General features: G+C 49.6%; 14 protein-coding genes, 1 pseudogene and 1 riboswitch. Of the genes and pseudogenes, 5 read left to right on the top strand and 10 right to left on the bottom strand.

The window, feature by feature from the left end; genetic code table 11:
- Positions 1-32 precede the first annotated feature (32 nt).
- From ACFODW_RS14640 to ACFODW_RS14630, 3 genes are read right to left on the bottom strand one after another with little or no spacing between them, the layout of a single operon-like run.
- On the bottom strand, positions 33-1529 hold the full coding sequence (locus ACFODW_RS14640) for an aldehyde dehydrogenase family protein (RefSeq protein ID WP_390307525.1): 1497 nt from the start codon (positions 1527-1529) through the stop codon (positions 33-35).
- 20 nt (positions 1530-1549) lie between these two features.
- Positions 1550-3220, bottom strand: coding sequence for a thiamine pyrophosphate-dependent enzyme (locus tag ACFODW_RS14635; protein WP_390307524.1), 1671 nt, complete (start codon positions 3218-3220; stop codon positions 1550-1552).
- Positions 3221-4393, bottom strand: coding sequence for an aminotransferase class I/II-fold pyridoxal phosphate-dependent enzyme (locus ACFODW_RS14630; protein ID WP_390307523.1), 1173 nt, complete (start codon positions 4391-4393; stop codon positions 3221-3223).
- A 170-nt stretch (positions 4394-4563) separates the two neighbouring features.
- Between ACFODW_RS14630 and kynU the strand changes: the two genes are divergently transcribed.
- The 5 genes from kynU to ACFODW_RS14605 all read left to right on the top strand — a co-directional run bounded on the left by kynU (position 4564) and on the right by ACFODW_RS14605 (position 10126).
- Complete coding sequence (kynU, locus tag ACFODW_RS14625) at positions 4564-5826, top strand: kynureninase (protein WP_390307522.1); 1263 nt, start codon at positions 4564-4566, stop codon at positions 5824-5826.
- A 7-nt stretch (positions 5827-5833) separates the two neighbouring features.
- Positions 5834-6478 carry an arylformamidase gene (kynB, locus tag ACFODW_RS14620; RefSeq protein ID WP_390307521.1) on the top strand — a complete coding sequence of 215 codons (645 nt, stop codon included), beginning with the start codon at positions 5834-5836 and terminating at the stop codon, positions 6476-6478.
- Complete coding sequence (kynA, locus tag ACFODW_RS14615) at positions 6475-7323, top strand: tryptophan 2,3-dioxygenase (protein WP_390307520.1); 849 nt, start codon at positions 6475-6477, stop codon at positions 7321-7323. Before kynB ends, kynA begins: the two co-directional genes overlap by 4 nt.
- An 81-nt stretch (positions 7324-7404) precedes the next feature.
- The gene (locus ACFODW_RS14610; protein WP_390307519.1) at positions 7405-8748 is read left to right on the top strand and encodes a sodium-dependent transporter; all 1344 of its coding nucleotides are present in this window, start codon (positions 7405-7407) and stop codon (positions 8746-8748) included.
- Positions 8749-8788: 40 nt separating this feature from the next.
- Positions 8789-10126 carry a CoA-disulfide reductase gene (locus ACFODW_RS14605; protein ID WP_390307518.1) on the top strand — a complete coding sequence of 446 codons (1338 nt, stop codon included), beginning with the start codon at positions 8789-8791 and terminating at the stop codon, positions 10124-10126.
- A 234-nt stretch (positions 10127-10360) separates the two neighbouring features.
- Here the strand turns inward: ACFODW_RS14605 and ACFODW_RS14600 are convergent, their stop codons facing one another.
- The 7 genes and pseudogenes from ACFODW_RS14600 to ribE form a co-directional block, all read right to left on the bottom strand.
- Positions 10361-11032: a hypothetical protein gene (locus ACFODW_RS14600; protein WP_390307517.1), complete on the bottom strand. Its 672-nt coding sequence runs from the start codon at positions 11030-11032 to the stop codon at positions 10361-10363.
- Positions 11033-11128: 96 nt separating this feature from the next.
- A complete protein-coding gene (locus ACFODW_RS14595) occupies positions 11129-12199 on the bottom strand; it encodes a C45 family autoproteolytic acyltransferase/hydolase (protein WP_390307516.1) in 1071 nt (356 codons plus the stop codon).
- Positions 12200-12486: 287 nt separating this feature from the next.
- On the bottom strand, positions 12487-14367 hold the full coding sequence (locus ACFODW_RS14590; RefSeq protein ID WP_390307515.1) for an ABC-F family ATP-binding cassette domain-containing protein: 1881 nt from the start codon (positions 14365-14367) through the stop codon (positions 12487-12489).
- Between the two features lie 31 nt (positions 14368-14398).
- The gene (locus ACFODW_RS14585; RefSeq protein ID WP_390307514.1) at positions 14399-14611 is read right to left on the bottom strand and encodes a hypothetical protein; all 213 of its coding nucleotides are present in this window, start codon (positions 14609-14611) and stop codon (positions 14399-14401) included.
- A gap of 213 nt (positions 14612-14824) precedes the next feature.
- Complete coding sequence (ribH, locus tag ACFODW_RS14580) at positions 14825-15292, bottom strand: 6,7-dimethyl-8-ribityllumazine synthase (protein WP_390307513.1); 468 nt, start codon at positions 15290-15292, stop codon at positions 14825-14827.
- A gap of 35 nt (positions 15293-15327) precedes the next feature.
- Positions 15328-15936: pseudogene (gene ribB / locus ACFODW_RS14575) on the bottom strand (3,4-dihydroxy-2-butanone-4-phosphate synthase); the annotation flags it as partial.
- Positions 15937-15949: 13 nt separating this feature from the next.
- Entirely contained in the window at positions 15950-16600 is a 651-nt protein-coding gene (gene ribE / locus ACFODW_RS14570; RefSeq protein ID WP_390307512.1) for a riboflavin synthase, read from the bottom strand.
- 214 nt (positions 16601-16814) lie between these two features.
- Positions 16815-16965, bottom strand: a riboswitch (FMN riboswitch).
- Between the last annotated feature and the right edge of the window lie 74 nt (positions 16966-17039).

The raw sequence follows: 17039 nt of genomic DNA, 5'->3' as shown, positions 1-17039 counted from the left end.
CCCCCTTGAAAAATTCCGTTTGGAAATTCCCCCTAGTCTACATCAATCTGTGCACGCTGCAATTTGCCGCTGTAATCCACATAGACTGCCTTCCACTCTGTAAATACATCAAGTGCCTGCACCCCGGAGTCCCGATGGCCGTTGCCGGTTCCCTTCGTTCCGCCAAATGGCAGATGGATTTCCGCTCCGGTAGTTCCGGCATTGACATAGACAATTCCAGTGTCCAAATCACGCTGGGCCTGGAATACCCGATTGACGTCTCTCGTGAAGATGGAACTGGAAAGCCCATATTCCACCTGATTGTTTGCCTCTATGGCCTCCTCCAAGCTGTTTACCGGGATAAGTGATACAACAGGCCCAAAGATCTCCTCCCTGGAAATTCGCATATCCGCTGTTGCATCGGTAAATAGGGTGGGTGCGAAGTAATGCCCTCCGCGATATGCTTCATCTTCAAGCGGAGAGCCGCCTGCCAGCAGCTTTGCTCCTTCGTTTTTGCCAATTTCAATATATTGCTTGATCTTATCCAGTCCCGCCTTATTGATGATCGGTCCGACTTTATTCTTCTCATCCAATCCATTCCCGATGGTAAGGTCCTTCATTTTGGCCAGCAGACGTTCTTCCAGGTCTGTTTTCACCTTTTCATGGACGATCACCCGGCTGCATGCCGTGCAGCGCTGCCCGCTCGTACCAAAAGCGCTCCAAAGGATACCGTCCACGGCCAAATCCAAGTCGGCATCGTCCATGACGATTACCGCGTTTTTACCCCCCATCTCCAGGGAGACCTTCTTCAGCTGCCTGCCACACTCTCCAGCAATGTTCCTGCCCGTCTCATTGGATCCGGTAAAGGAAATCACCCGGATATCAGGGTGGTGGACCATTGCGTCTCCGACTACGGAGCCACTGCCGAACACAACATTTATAATTCCTTTCGGGAGGCCTGCTTCCTCAAAGATTTTTGCCAGTTCATACGCCATGACCGGTGTCTCTGTCGCCGGTTTCCAAATGACTGCATTCCCTGCTACAATGGCCGGGAATGATTTCCAGGTGGCAATCGCAATCGGAAAATTCCAGGGTGTAATAATACCAACTACACCAACAGGTGCCCGCTGGCTCATGGCGAATTTATCTTTCAGTTCGGCCGGGGTGGTATGTCCGAACAGCCGGCGCCCCTCCCCCGCCATATAAAAAGCCATATCAATCCCTTCCTGCACCTCGCCCCGTGCCTCCTCCAGCACCTTCCCATTCTCCATCGTGAGAAGTTGGGACAGCCGCTCTTTCCGCTGTTTCATCAGATAGCCGACCTGATACAGCACTTCCGCCCTCTGCGGTGCCGGGACAAGTGCCCATTCTTTCTGCGCCTTCTTGGCAGCCTTTACTGCCCGCTCCACAGCGCCTTCATCCGACAGAGGAACCTGCACGATTTCCTCCCCTGTTGCCGGATTAACCACTGCCGCCGTTTCATTTGCCTCCTGCCACTCTCCGTCAATAAAGTTCGTCAGCTTATCGGTACCTAGTGAGATTGTCTCCATATCCATACCTCCCTTTATATTCATCCATTTCCGCCACGCTTCCGCAACTCACTGATGGTCGAGGAAACGGATATCTGCTCCTTATCCGTCTTTATTTCTATAAGTGCAGGCCGCTGTTTAACCAATGCCTGGCTTAAAGCCGATGAAAATCCCGCTTCCGTTTCTACTGTATATCCATCCGCACCAAGGCTTCTGGCAAACGCTGCAAACGATATCTGTCCAAGATCCGTTCCGAGCACCTTTTCCGGATAATGGATTTCCTGATGCATCCGGATGGTACCATACATCTTATTATTAAAAACCAAACTTATGACAGGAATGTCGTACCTGACAGCAGTCTCCAGCTCCTGCCCTGTCATCATGAAACCACCGTCCCCGGAGAGGGATACCACCGCTTTTTCAGGAAACGCAAGCTTCGCCCCGAGTGCCCCGGGCATGCCATACCCCATCGCACCAGACGTCGGGCCTATAAAGGTATGCTTTTTCCGAAAAGGGTAAAAAGCGTGAAGCCAGCCGGCAAAATTTCCGGCATCGGTTGTCAGAATGGCATCTTCCGGCAGCTTTTCGGCAAGCACGCGGATCACACGCTTATTGAGGGGATCGCCCTCCATTGGCTTCAGGCTGCTGACAGCCTGGTATGCCCACCCCCGTTCTTCTGCCCACTGCCTTGAGAGGTTCACATCAGGAAGTTTCAGGAACTTTTTCAGGGCTTCTCCCATATCAGCCACCATGCCAAGGTCTGGAGGAAATACTTTTCCAATCGTTTCATCGCTGATATCGACATGAACCAGCTTCTGGTGCCGATGCGGCAGGGAATAATCCTGGGTGGTCACTTCCGACAGCCTGGTGCCAAGCGCCAACACACAATCTGCTTCCTTGACCGTCGTGATTATTTCCTTATTGGTCCCAAGACCGAGATGCCCCGCATAAAACGCATGGTCATGCGGGAACACATCATGGCGCCGGAATGCTGTCACCACGGGCATGTGGAATTTTTCGGAGAACTCCAGCAGCAAATCCTCCGCTCCTGCCATCTTCACCCCGCCGCCGGCAATGATTACTGGTTTGTCTACAGCAGCAAGGATGTCCCCTAGCAACTGGACCTCTTGATCGGACGGTGCTGGGTGCGGACGGCGAAGCGGGGGGCCGAAATGCATATCTGCCTCGAGCGGCAGGACATCTTCCGGCAGTGATACCACGACAGGCCCTGGTCTTCCTGTTTGCGCCACCCGGAAGGCCCGTTGAACAATTTCCGGCATCCGGGCCGGATCATTCACTTCCGCCGACCATTTGGTGAACTGGTCCAAGTAACGATCTAGGTCTGCTTCTTGGAATCCTTCCCGGCCCCTGAAGCTGCGGTGGACTTGGCCGAGAAATACAACAAGGGGTGTGGAGTCCTGGAGGGCAGTATGAATGCCGATCGAAGCATTTGCCGCTCCCACTGCTCTGGTGGCAAGCACCACTCCAGGCTTTCCTGTGGATTTGGCATAAGCTTCCGCCATAAAGGCGGCGCCCCCCTCCTGCCTAGCGGAGATGACATGTACAGACGGCTCATCATGCAGGGAGTCCAGAACCGGCAGATAGCTTTCCCCAGGGACACAGAATACCTTGTCGATTCCCTCATTGATCATGCACTCGACAATCGCCTGGGCTGCCGTCATTATGCCGGACCGGCCATGTTCCTTCTTCATTCAGCCACCTCCTATCCCAAGTCTTTTCCATCTCCGGATCACTTCCTCCAGCCGCTTTGCAGGTACAGTCAGTGCAATCCGGAAGTATCCTTCCCCACCCTCTCCAAAGGCGGAGCCGGGTGTCACGATCACTCCAGATTCTTCTAAAAGCTTATCTGCAAAATCCATTGACCGGTATCCCCTTGGCACCTCTGCCCAGAGGAATAATGTACCGCGGGGCTTTTTCGCCTTGATGCCAAGCTCGCGTAATGCAGTATGCATTTTCTCCATACGCTCTTGATAGATCCTATTATTTTCCTCCACACTTGCCAGATCACTGTTTAGCGCCGCGGCGGCAGCTTTCTGGACCGGGAGGAACTGAGAAGTGTCCATATTGCTTTTAAGGGTGGCAAGACCCTGGATGATCTCCTTGTTTCCGACCGCATAGCCGATCCTCCAGCCAGCCATGCTGAAGCTTTTGGACAGGGAGCCAAATTCTACCGTCCTATCTTTTGCCCCGGGGATCTGCAGAATACTGGGAGATTGATAGTCTCCAAATGTCAAAAGGTCATATGCTGCATCATTTGCTATGGCAAGGTGATATTTTTCTGCGTATGTAACCGCATTCAAAAATGCCTTTTTATCCGCTGTCGCTGCCGTCGGGTTGCCGGGGTAGTTGAGCAGCATCAGCTTTGCCTGTTCTGCATGATGGATCGGGACACGGTTAAAATCCGGCAGAAAGCCATGGGAAGCATCAAGCGGCAGACGGACCATTTCTCCTCTGGTCAGATGGACCGCTTTTTCATAGACGGGATAACCTGGGTCAGGGACAATAACCTTATCACCTGGATCCACCACTGCCTGGATTAAATGTGCAATGCCTTCCTTTGAACCGATCAGGGCAAGTACTTCCTCTTCTGGATCAAGGTCCACTTGATATCGCCGCTGGTAAAAAGATGCGACTGCCTCTTTGAATTCTTTGCAGCCGCTGTAGGAGGAATACCGATGATTTTCCGCTACCCCCAGTTCCTCTACCAATTTATCTATGACGAATTCAGGCGGAGACAGGTCCGGGGCACCGATTCCTAGATCGATGACATCGACACCCTTTTCCTGAAGCTTTTGCTTTTTTCTGGCAAACTCTGAAAATAGGTAAGCAGGCAGACTGCTCACATGCCGGGAAATAAAGGCCATTACATCCCCTCCGCGCCAGTTAATTTCAGTATAGTTTGAATATAATATATTTACCATACTAATTTTAGGCTTTTTTCCATTTTATTTAGAAACTTTGCCATTTATACGGAAAGGAGAAGGGAATTTGTTAGAATGTTAACCAACAAATATTTTTATCAGAGGTGTTTCCCATGAATACTGACCATTCCTATGCAAGACAGTTAGATGAAGCAGATCAACTGAGGGATTTTCGCCATGAATTCTATATAGATAAGAAGAAAATATATTTCGACGGGAATTCCCTTGGCCTTTTGTCCAAGCGGGCGGAAGCTTCTGTCACTTCCCTCTTGAATTCCTGGAAGGATTACGCGATCGACGGCTGGACAGAAGGGGAAAATCCATGGTTCTATTTGTCGGAGAAACTGGGGGCCATGTCCGCTCCCTTGATCGGTGCCAAGCCGGAGGAGACCATTGTCACCGGTTCCACTACCACTAATCTCCATCAGCTGACAGCAAGCTTTTATAAGCCGGAAGGAAACCGGACAAAGATACTGGCCGACGAACTGAATTTTCCCTCGGATATCTATGCACTGAAGAGCCAGCTCCAGCTGCATGGACTTCATCCGGATGAACATCTAGTACAGGTAAAAAGCAAGGACGGCCATACTCTGGACACCTCAGAAATCATCGAAGCAATGACCGATGACATCGCTTTGATTGTCCTGCCCGGCGTACTTTACCGTAGTGGGCAAGTCCTTGATATGGAAGCATTGACAAAAGCGGCTCAAGAGCGGGGAATCCCTATCGGCTTCGACCTTTGCCATTCGATCGGCTCCGTCCCGCACCAACTCTCAGCCTGGGGCACCGATTTCGCCTTCTGGTGCACCTATAAGCATCTAAACGGCGGGCCAGGCAGTGTGGCCGGATTATATGTGAATGAAAAACACTTTGGCAATGAACCAGGTCTGTCAGGCTGGTTCAGTTCCTTGAAGGAAAAGCAGTTCGATATGGAGCATACCCTGACCCCAGCACATGATGCAGGAGCCTATCAGATCGGCACACCGCATATTCTAAGTGCCGCACCATTGCTCGGCTCCCTGGAAATGATAGGGGAAGCCGGCATCGGCCGCATAAGGGAAAAATCGCTTTCCTTGACGGACTATATGCTGGAACTCATCGACAGCAGGCTGAAGGACCAGAAGCTGAAAGTTGCCAATCCGAGGGAGGAGAAAGAACGGGGCGGACATGTACTTCTCGAACACCCGCAGGCCGCCGCTATCTGCAAGGCATTGAAATCGAAGGGCGTCATCCCTGATTTCCGGACACCGAACGGCATCCGCCTTGCACCTGTGGCTCTCTACAATACGTTTGAAGAAGTATGGAAGACCGTGGACATATTGAAAACCATCTTGGACGATGAAAGCTACAAAAATTACCAAAATGAACGGGAGTGATTGCCTGATGACGAAATGGATCGATATCTCACAGCCTTTAACCAATGATATGGCCAGCTTTCCAGGGGATACCCCCTTCGCTTTCGAACTCACCTATACGAAACAGGAAACCGGCAGTGTCAACGTCGGGCAGATGACAGCAAGCCTTCATACCGGAACCCATGCAGATGCACCTTTCCATTATGATGAAAATGGACGGACCATCGACCAGCTCGACCTGGACCGCTATATCGGAAAGGCATTGGTGCTGGACGTCCGCCAATCTGACCCGGTGACGATAGAAGATCTGAAGGAAATCAAAGGCATGGGAGTGAGCCGCGTTCTACTAAACACATCACTGCCCAATAACCCCAAACGTTTCCCGGACGCGATGCCGGCACTAGATCCAGGAATTGCACCCTTCCTCAAGGAACAGGGAGTCAACCTGCTGGGGGTTGACATACCGAGCGTGGACCCGGCCGACAGCAAAGAACTAGAGACCCATCATGCGCTTTATGATAACGGGATCAACATATTGGAAAACCTGATGCTGGACCATGTTAAACCGGGAATATATGAATTGATTGCACTGCCGCTTGCTATACAGGGTGCGGACGGTAGCCCTGTCCGTGCGGTGCTCCGTCCCATTTCCGGAAAGGAGGGGCGGCCGTGAGCAAGCACTCCTCCGACGACACTTTCCGGACGGAACAGGATATACACACGGATTTCAAGGAAAAAACGACCTATGGGGACTACCTTCAGCTGGATAAACTGCTGGACAGCCAGAAACGGCTGTCCGGCCACCATGATGAGATGCTGTTCATTATCATCCATCAGGTCAGTGAGCTGTGGCTCAAGCTGATCATCCATGAGATCAAGGGGGTAATATCGGCCATTAAACGAAGTGAACTGCAGGCCTCGTTTAAAATGCTTGCACGGGTATCGCGCACCCAGACACAAATCATCCAGGCCTGGGATGTCCTGTCCACCCTGACCCCTGCCGAATACATGGAATTCCGATCCAGCCTGGGCAATGCATCCGGGTTCCAATCCTATCAATACCGGCTTGTCGAATTCGTTCTCGGCTACAAGACGCCGCATATTCTCAAGATATATGAAAAGGACCCCGGCCTGCATGCCATATTAAAAGATGCATACCACTCTCCCGGCCTCTATGACGTCTCCATCCAGGCACTTGCCCAGGCAGGGCTCGCCATTGACGAGGCGGTGGTGAAGCGTGACTACTCTGAGACCTATGCACCCAATGAGAGTGTAGAGAAAGCCTGGCTGAAGGTGTATCAGGATGTGGACCGCTACTGGGACCTCTACCAGCTTGGCGAAAAGCTCGTAGACATTGAAGACTGGTTCCAGCAATGGCGTTTCCGCCACATGAAGACCGTCGAGCGGATTATCGGTCATAAGAAAGGTACAGGCGGTTCATCCGGTGTCGGCTATTTGAAAAAGGTGCTGGATCATACCTTTTTCCCTGAGTTATGGAGCATCCGCACCCGACTATAGCACTTGACTTTTTACTGAAAGAAAAATAGAATTTGAAAAATACCCTATAATAGTTACAGCAAAGAAAGGAAATCACAGCATATGCGCAACAAAAAAGATCAATGGGCATCCAAGCTCGGGTTCATCCTCTCCTCAGCTGGAGCGGCAATCGGGCTCGGAGCAATTTGGAAATTCCCCTATATGACAGGCATGAATGGAGGAGGAGCCTTCTTTCTCGTCTTTATCGCCTTTACCATCTTAATCGGACTCCCCATCCTCATCGCGGAATTCATCATAGGAAGAGGAGCAGAAAAAGAAGCCGTAAGCGCCTACCAGAAACTGGCGCCGAAAACCCCATGGTCGTTCATCGGACATTGGGGGGTAGTCGGCGCCTTCCTGCTTATGTCCTTCTACAGTGTCGTAGGGGGCTGGGTCCTGATATACAGTGTCGTCTCTATTTTCGGAGGAATCATCCGCGGCGGCGCCAATTATGAGCAGTTGTTCGCAGACATAACAGGAAACCCGCTGATCACCATAACCGGACTGGCGTTCTTTATGCTGATCAATATCATCGTCGTCTCGTTTGGCATCAAGGACGGGATTGAAAAATCAAGTAAAATATTGATGCCCCTGTTATTTGTCTTTTTCATTATTCTCGTCCTCCGCTCCATCACCTTTGAAGGGGCGATGGACGGAATCCGTTTCTTCCTGGAGCCGGATTTTGCGGCATTGACCGGGGAAAATATTCTCTATGCACTGGGACAATCCTTCTTTTCTCTCGCAGTCGGAATTTCCGTGATGGTGACCTATAGCTCCTATCTTGGAAAAGATGTAAGCCTGCCGATGTCCGCCGGCTCCGTATCGATCATGAATATATTTGTTTCCTTGCTGGCAGGGCTGGCTATCTTCCCGGTCGTTTTCGCTTTCGGGCTGGAACCTGCAGAAGGGCCGGGCCTATTATTCATGGTCCTGCCGGAAGCCTTCAGCCAAATGCCGTTCGGAGAGCTGTTCCTGAGCCTGTTCCTGCTGCTCTTCCTGTTCGCCGTGCTGACATCGTCGTTCAGCATGTTGGAAATCATCACCGCTGCATTCACCGAGAAAAAGGGGCGCTCGCGTGGAAAAGTGGCGGCGACCGCCGGATTGATTGTATTCATCGCCGGTATTCCAGCGGCCCTTTCTTCCAGCACGTTGGCAGATTTCCATATCTTCGGCCTGACGGTATTCGATGCAACCGACTTTCTGGTAAGCAATATCATGCTGCCTGCAGGGTGCTTATTCATCTCCCTGTTCATCGGTTTTAAAATGGACAAAAGCCTCATCCGGCAAGAGTTCCATTACAGTACCGGCATGAATCCCGGCGTCTACAGCACCTGGTATTTTCTCATGCGCTGGATCGTTCCGATAACCATCATCATTGTATTCTTTGGTTCAGTCGGCCTCATTTAGGTAATAATAGTATTAACAGGACTGATGAGGAGTGGAATGAATGGCACAACGGATTCTTGTTGTCGGCGGTGTCGGCGGAGGAGCTACCGTATCCGCCCAGATCCGCCGCAATGATAAAGACGTGGAAATCATTATTTTTGATAAAGGGGAGCATGTCGCTTTCTCCAACTGCGGGATGCCTTATTACCTTGGCGGTGTCATTGAGAATAAGGAAGATATCCTCGTTCCGGTGGATAAATTTCGTGAAAAATACGCAGTGGACGTAAGAACTGGAACTGAAGTGACATCCATCCACCGCAGCGAAAAAAAAGTATTGGTGAAGGACAAGTCGGGCGAGTATGAGGAGAGCTATGACAAGCTGATCATTTCTCCCGGTGCTTCGGCAGTAGTCCCGGATGTGGAGGGACGGGATGAGGCCTGCGTTTTCACACTAAGGACCATCCCCGATATGGAGGAAATCCATCAGTTTATCGAGCGAAACCAACCAAAAAATGCTGCAATCATCGGCGGAGGCTTTATCGGCCTCGAAATGGCAGAAAACCTTCATGAACGGGGAATCACGTGCACCGTCATCGACCGGTCATCCCAGGTAATGAAGGTCGTCGATAAAGATATGGCCGAAGTGATTCATGAACATCTCCGCGAGAAAGGTATCAAGCTCATTTTGGATGACGGACTAGCGGGGTACTCTAACAACGGAAAGACGGTTCATCTAAGCAGCGGAGATACACTTCAGGCAGATATGACATTGATGGCAACCGGGGTAAAACCAAACACCGGCCTTGCGGAAGCAGCATCCCTTAAACTAGGGAGAAGCGGCGCCATCGCGGTCAACGAGTATATGCAGACAAATGATCCGGATATCTACGCCCTTGGCGACGCCGTGGAAACGAAGGATTTTTTCACCGGGGAACCAAGACATGTGGCGCTTGCCTGGCCGGCACATCGGCAGGCCTACTTGATTGCCAGCCACCTGGCCGGTGAACAAGTGAACAACCACGGTATCATCGGCACTTCCATCTTTAAGCTGTTCGATTTGACCATTGGATCAACCGGACATAATAAGGAGACCCTCAAGGACGCCGGGATTCCTTATAAGGAAGCATCCCTGGAGACCTATTCCCATGCCAAGTATTATCCAGGCTCGGAAAAACTTTGGCTCAAAATACTCTTTGATGCAGACAAAGGCACCATTTACGGCTGTGATGTCATCGGCCTGGACGGAGCAGACAAGCGGCTCGGAGTCCTTGCCACCGCGATCCGCGGCAAACTGACCGTTGCCGACCTGGAAGAGCTGGAACTCGGATATGCCCCGCCATATTCAGCTCCCAAAGACCCCATCAATATCCTGGGGTATAAAGCAAACCAGCAAATGTAATGATAGATAACGAGCTGCCAAAATTCCGGCAGCTCGTTTTTTTACGGATGCGGCTGATATAATAGTGCTCCGACGGATATCTCGAGCGTGCTGCCGATATATTTTCTCTCCGAGCGATATCTCGTGCCTTCTGCCGATAAAGCCCCGCTCCCGCCGACCGAGCTCCCACACCGCCGGCCAATATAAAAAAACTGCACATCCTTTATCGAATGCACAGTTCTCTTTATGAGCCGCTTATAGATCTTCCTCAAACCGGTAGACAAGTTCAAAGTTATTTTCGTCCAGAAGTTCCGCTACATGGACCCGTACGCCATGGCCGAATACTACTTCATCTTCTGTCATGGCGACCACCATTGCTTTTGTCTTCTGACGGACATCCACGTAGATATCACCTACGACAGGTTTCAGTGACTCATCTTTTTCCGATAGATAGGAGATCGACTCGTCTTCTATTTGTTGGGATTCAGGGACAAGATTTTTATCATAATAGGCAATTTCCCGGCTTGCCTCGGCCTTGCCTGGAATCAGCACCACGTATTCATGATGTTTTACCCCGTTGTCCCGGGTAGTCGTTACATTTCCGTCCTCGACCGTTTCCACTTTTTCAATCTCATTCAAAGAGTAATGATCAAGAAAATCAGGGGCAGGTTTTGTAATCAGAATATAATCGCCTGGTTCCGGGCGCTTGTCCTTATCAATTGTGTATCTTTTGCCATAAAAGATGAATGTATCATTATGTTGTGGGCGGATCAGCTCGATTTCACTTGCTTTTGTCAGAATCTGCTGCATATCCTTTAAGCGGTAAAGATGGATGGACTTTTTGAATACCGGCTTGACGGCATATACTTTGTGCAGTTCGTTCTTATAAAAAACGAGTTGCCCTTTCCTCACTTGGTATAGCTTCATGACGTTACCTCCTAAATTGTTCTGTCCTTAATTATAACCATATTTTATGAAATGAAAAGCCTTCTTGTAAATTCCCTATTCCATATAGTATTTAAACTAGGAAAAAGGTTGGTTTATTTCTTTTTTCCAGTCGGAATGGACAAATTGGATATCCGAATTGATTCGGCCTTTGACTTGGCGAAGATCCACATCCTCCCCTTCCAGCCATTTGCTGAAATCAAACAGATATGGTTCCTGATTTCCCCCCAATGCAAACCATGCCTGTTTCTGCCTCGGGAGGTAGGCGGATGTATGAATCGTTCCGGCCCATGCTTTATATTTTTCGGAAAACACACCGCCATCCCGGTCATTCAGCATCCGGAAGGCCTCGCCTGCATCCATGCCCGGCTTTTGATGCTGATTGATCGCCTGCATCCGTTTATAAGAATCATCTAGATGATAGCGGTTTTCTTCTTCCAAAATTTCAAAATGATTGGTGCAGACATTGGATTCCCGCACCACTACACTTCTTGGCGTAGCTTCTACCACCAGCGTCTTTCCGCTTTCGTCCAAAACAATATAGCTGAACGAATGCCGGTGGGGAATATCCTTCAATAGATCCACGGCCTCGTCCACAGTGGCACAGGTTTCCAGAACCATGCGGCCGATCATATTGCAGATGAATCCATCTCCCGGCTTCTTTCGGTGCATGAAATTATATCCAAGTGCAAGGCCTTTCTCATTCATTCCATCCATCCGGCCGGTCGTTCGCTGGGAGGGGCCGATAATGGCATATCCCTGGTCATCCGGCTGATAGAATGTATAACGTCCATCATATGTTTTTGGATGATAGTCATAGTTGCGAACCATATAATCCGTCCCCGTGAAGATGGAACAGCCGCTCTTTTTATACTCCAGCCGGTAGCCGCCGAACTCCTGCAGTACATCCGCCATGCTCCATTCCATGGCATCCCTTATTCCAAGCAGCTCCTCCCACACACCGGGCGCGTAGGCAGTAATTGCCTTTTTGGCATCCTGCTGATCAATCTGAAAGCGCGGCCTCCTAATCTTCCATTCCTTTTTGCGATTCCTGACCGTATGGGAATCCTTCAAACGCTTCCCCTGCATATAGCCGAAATCATAATGGCTCCCGCGGAACTGGATGACCTCATTATATACTTGCTGCATCAACTCATCCTTTATGTCATAGTCTCTGTAAAACTTTCCGGTATATGTGTTTTTTTTCATTTATGCAACTAAAATCATCTTTTATTATCTGAAAACCAAACACATTGTACTCTTATTTTTCATCATTGTAAAATAGTTCCATTAGAAAGAGGGAATACGGCAAGAACTTGTCGAAAAAAGCGATGAGCAAATGCTGCCATCCGTTGGGCAAGCCACTCCAGATGCGGATTCAACCACCCATCCTCCATGAAAAAATAGGCCGCCAGTCCGGCGCCTCATTTCTCACTTCAACTATTCATTTCTTCCATCATCAGTGACAGTTCTTCCCAGCGTTCCATTTTGGCTTCCAGTTCCGCTTCGGTCTTTTGCTGTTCCGCAAACAGCTCCTGGACTTTCTGTGAATTGCTGCCTGCTTCTGCCACTTCTTCCTGCAGCTCCTCTATCCTGCTCTCCAGCCCCATAATATCGTCCTCAATGGTTTCCCATTCTTTCTTTTCATTATAGGAAAGCTTCTTCTTTTTCTTTTTTTCTGGAGCTTTGGAAACAGGTTTTTCCTGTTTCTTCGGAGCCTCGGCTTTTTGTTTATTTTCATCCAGATACTCACTGTAATTGCCGTAAAAGCTTCTGGTACGTCCGTCTCCTTCAAACACAATCAGCTGCTCGACAACACGATCGAGGAAATAGCGGTCGTGAGAGACGGTGATGACCACGCCTGGAAATTGATCCAGGTATTCCTCTAGCACGCCGAGTGTCTGGGTGTCGAGGTCATTGGTAGGCTCGTCGAGGAACAGCACATTCGGCTCCCGCATCAATACTTTCAACAGGTATAACCTGCGCCTCTCCCCACCGGAAAGCTTACGGATATATGTCCATTGTTCCGCCCTCGTGAACAGGAAGCGCTCCAGCATCTGTTCTGCAGTGATGACTTCCCCGTCCTTCGTATGAATGACTTCCGCTACATCTTTGATATATTCAATGATCCGTTGGTCGTCATCGAGCTCTTCATCACCCTGAGTATAATAGCCGATTTTCACCGTTTCCCCGATGTCAATCTCTCCCCGATCAGGACTTATCCGCCCTGCCATAATATTCAACAGGGTCGTTTTGCCGGTGCCGTTCGGTCCAATAATGCCGATACGGTCCCCGGGAGCGATCAGCCGGCTGAAATCACGAAGAATCTGCTGGTCTCCGTATTTTTTGCTAATGTCTTTCAGTTCAATGACCTTTTTCCCAAGTCTGGTTGAGCCTACTTGAAATTCCAGATTTTCTGTCTTCGTATCGAAGGTCTTTTCCTTCATTTCATGCACGCGTTCGACCCGGGCCCGCTGCTTGGTTGACCTTGCCTTTGCACCGCGTTTCAGCCAGGCGAGCTCCCACCGCAATGTATTCTGATGCTTCAGCTCATTGCTGCGTTTCAGTGCTTCCCGCTCCGCCTTCTTCTCCAGAAATACTTCATAATTGCCTTCATAAATATATAGATTCCCTTTATCCAGTTCATAGATCCGGTTGGTCACACGGTTCAGAAAATATCTGTCGTGTGTGACCAGCAGCAAGGAGCCTTTGTAGGACTCTAAATACTTCTCCAGCCATTCAACCGTTTCATTGTCCAAGTGGTTGGTAGGCTCATCGAGGATGAGAAGGTCTGCCGGCTGGATCAATGCTTTAGCAATCGCCACCCGCTTCTTTTGCCCGCCGGACAGGTCCGTTACCTTCTTATTGAAGTCGGTGATGCCCAATTTAGTAAGTACTGTCTTCGCTGCTGTATTTGCTTCCCATGCATCATATTGATCCATCAGCTGCTGTGTCTTCATTACGGCAGTCTGCGCCTCTTCACTTTCAGGACGTTCATTCAACTTCGCAAGGGCCCGCTCGTACTCACGCATCACCCGCATCATATCGGTTTCTCCGTAATAGATCTGTTCAATAACCGTCCGATCAGCATCCATCACAGGATCTTGGGCCAGGTATTCTATATGATAATCCTTGGGATGTTTGATTGTTCCCTGTTCTGGTGATTCCAGACCGGCTATGGTCTTCAGGAAGGTGGATTTTCCCGTTCCATTCACCCCGATCAAACCGATTCTTTCCCGATCGATGATGGTACAGGTGATGTCATTGAACAATACCTTTTCTCCATAGGATTTCGTTAAGTTCTCAATTGTAAGCATAATAATCCTTCCTCGCACTTAAGTATGGCAGCTATTGCCTCCGTTGTTTTCTTTCCTTCAGCAGTCCCTTGATGATCATGACAATCAAAAACAGCATCCAGGACGTAACAAGATGGAAGATGAATTGGCTGGCGGATGACATCTCCGTATAGAAAACTGCCATCCCGGACCAGACGACTGCAATGACCACAAGCTGTAAAATTAATAGCTTGGTATTGATGGTGATCCCCTCCGATAGTTTCATTCTACTCTCTAGTTTAGCTCAACAATTGCCGATTTTCCAGAGCAAAAGCTGCTACCCTCCTGCCGGTCACACCTTCCCATTGAAACAGTGACCAGTGCTAAGGCTAAACCCGTCAACGATAAGCCCCTTGAGTTTCACCATTTCCTCCAAAACAAAAAGCCCGAAAACACGGTCATCTGCCGCATTTCCGGTTGTGGGAATAGATAAAAGGTATTAGTTTTCCAGTTGTTTTAGCAGGTTGGCCATCTCAATCGCTGAAACTGCAGCTTCTGCCCCTTTGTTCCCTGCTTTTGTTCCGGCACGCTCGATCGCCTGTTCAATCGTATCGGTCGTGATAACACCGAAGATAACCGGCTTGCCGGATTGGCTGGATGCTTGGGATACCCCTTTTGCCGCTTCATTGCAGACATAATCAAAATGTGGGGTAGAGCCGCGAATGACGGTTCCGAGCGTAATCACTGCATCATACTTTCCTACAGCCATTTTTTGCGCGGCCAACGGAATTTCAAATGCACCCGGGACCCAAGCCACCTCTACGTTTTCCTCTGGCACTCCATGCCTCTTCAGCGTGTCGACCGCCCCGTCCAGCAGTTTACTGGTGATGAAGTCGTTGAACCTTGCTACAACAATACCAACTCTAAGATCGCTTCCTACCAAATTACCTTCATATGTTTTTGTCATCCCTATTATCTCCCTTCCTTGACCATAAGTCTGTTTAGTTCTGTATCTTTTTTGCGGTAGGCAATTAAGTCCTCGATGGTAATCATTTTCAATTCGAACCTTTCCGCCATTGCTTCCAGGTCATCCCGGCGGGCCATTGTTCCATCCTGTTTAATGATTTCGCAAATGATCCCGGATGGGAATGCACCGCTGAGCAATGCCAGATCTACTGCCGCTTCTGTGTGCCCTGGACGGGCGAGCACCCCTCCCTCTCTAGCAATGAGCGGAAATACGTGGCCGGGCCGCTTAAAGTCTTCCGGCGCTGTGTTCGCCTCTGTCAGGGCTTTGATGGTTCGAGCCCGTTCTGCCGCACTGATTCCGGTCGTCGTATCCTGATGGTCAATGGAAACGGTGAATGCTGTCCCCAATGGATCCGTACTTTGATCGGTCATCATGGGAAAATTCAAATCTTCCGCCAACTGCTTCTGGATCGGCGTACAGACAAGCCCTTTTGCATGGGTAATCATAAAGTTGATCATTTCCGGTGTCGCCAATTCAGAGAGAGCGACCAAGTCCCCCTCATTTTCCCTGTCCTGGTCATCCACTACAATGATCGGCTTCCCTTGTTTCAGTTCCTTTACAGCTTCCTCGATTGTATGAAACATTCCGTTTCCTCCTTTACATGAATCCGTTATTCTGCAGGAAATCGCGATCGATATCTTTCTTCTCCTGCCCGGATTCTCCTGTCAGCATATTTCGAACATATTTTGCCAGCATATCACACTCGATATTGACAATATCCCCTGTGCCCTTGCCGCCTAAAACTGTTTCCTCCACCGTGTGCGGGATGAGGGAAATGGTGAACACATTGCCTTCCACCCCAAAGATGGTAAGACTGGTGCCATCCACCGCAATGGACCCCTTATGCATTAAATACCCGCTTAACTCTTCATCAATTTCTATATCATAATAAATGGCATTTTCCTGTTTCTGTTTGCTGATAATTTTCCCGGTTCCATCCACGTGGCCGGAAACGAAATGGCCGCCGAACCTTCCATTTGCCGACATGGCCCGCTCCAAATTGACCCGGGATCCGGCAGAAAGTGTTTTCAAGGACGTTGCCTGGATGGTCTCCGGCATTGCATCCACTTTGAATTCAGTGGCGGAAAAATCGGTAACTGTCAAACAGATGCCGTTAATGGCAATACTGTCGCCTAGCTTCATATCGCCCATGATGGTTTTTGCTTCAATGGTCATTTCTACAGCCTGCTCCGAAACCTGCCGGGTATTCTTAATTGTTCCCTTTTCTTCAATAATTCCTGTGAACATTCATGTTTTCCTCCCTGCGTTTCCGCAAGCATTCCTTCCCGCCGGCCACCGGCCAATCGAGCCGCACCGGCATAGGAAAAGGCCCCTGAAAAAACTTCAGGGGCCTGCTGGTCGAATTTTACAAGCTAACAGGATACATTTATAAAACGCCGGCAAAATGTCTGCCTTGTAAATGGAGACAGTCCTGCCGTAACGTAAACGATCCATGTGCCGAAAATTCCTTCTCCCATCCAGACTTTAACTGTCGGCTCTGGAATCTCACCAGATCCACCGCTTGGCAACAATGCTGCCGCACGGGTCACGGACTTAGAAGCTCCCGCTTCCTCACCGCCGGTTGGGAATTACACCCGACCCCGAAGGAATATTGCGTATTAATTTTTTATAGTATAACACTCTCCCTGTCAGAATACAACAGGGTAGACTTATACTTGCAATATAT

This window comes from Virgibacillus sediminis, assembly GCF_042643265.1.
In the GTDB taxonomy this organism is placed as follows: Bacteria; Bacillota; Bacilli; order Bacillales; family Amphibacillaceae; genus Virgibacillus_O; species Virgibacillus_O sediminis.
The sequence above is the reverse complement of the archived record's forward strand: the minus strand, read 5'-3'. Positions and strand labels throughout refer to the sequence as shown.

Coding starts and splice junctions, on each gene's coding strand:
- ACFODW_RS14640 (WP_390307525.1), bottom strand. CDS start 1,529: ATGGAGACAATCTCACTAGGTACCGATAAGCTGACGAACTTTATTGAC.
- ACFODW_RS14635 (WP_390307524.1), bottom strand. CDS start 3,220: ATGAAGAAGGAACATGGCCGGTCCGGCATAATGACGGCAGCCCAGGCG.
- ACFODW_RS14630 (WP_390307523.1), bottom strand. CDS start 4,393: ATGGCCTTTATTTCCCGGCATGTGAGCAGTCTGCCTGCTTACCTATTT.
- kynU (WP_390307522.1), top strand. CDS start 4,564: ATGAATACTGACCATTCCTATGCAAGACAGTTAGATGAAGCAGATCAA.
- kynB (WP_390307521.1), top strand. CDS start 5,834: ATGACGAAATGGATCGATATCTCACAGCCTTTAACCAATGATATGGCC.
- ACFODW_RS14610 (WP_390307519.1), top strand. CDS start 7,405: ATGCGCAACAAAAAAGATCAATGGGCATCCAAGCTCGGGTTCATCCTC.
- ACFODW_RS14605 (WP_390307518.1), top strand. CDS start 8,789: ATGGCACAACGGATTCTTGTTGTCGGCGGTGTCGGCGGAGGAGCTACC.
- ACFODW_RS14600 (WP_390307517.1), bottom strand. CDS start 11,032: ATGAAGCTATACCAAGTGAGGAAAGGGCAACTCGTTTTTTATAAGAAC.
- ACFODW_RS14595 (WP_390307516.1), bottom strand. CDS start 12,199: ATGCAGCAAGTATATAATGAGGTCATCCAGTTCCGCGGGAGCCATTAT.
- ACFODW_RS14590 (WP_390307515.1), bottom strand. CDS start 14,367: ATGCTTACAATTGAGAACTTAACGAAATCCTATGGAGAAAAGGTATTG.
- ACFODW_RS14585 (WP_390307514.1), bottom strand. CDS start 14,611: ATGAAACTATCGGAGGGGATCACCATCAATACCAAGCTATTAATTTTA.
- ribH (WP_390307513.1), bottom strand. CDS start 15,292: ATGACAAAAACATATGAAGGTAATTTGGTAGGAAGCGATCTTAGAGTT.
- ribE (WP_390307512.1), bottom strand. CDS start 16,600: ATGTTCACAGGAATTATTGAAGAAAAGGGAACAATTAAGAATACCCGG.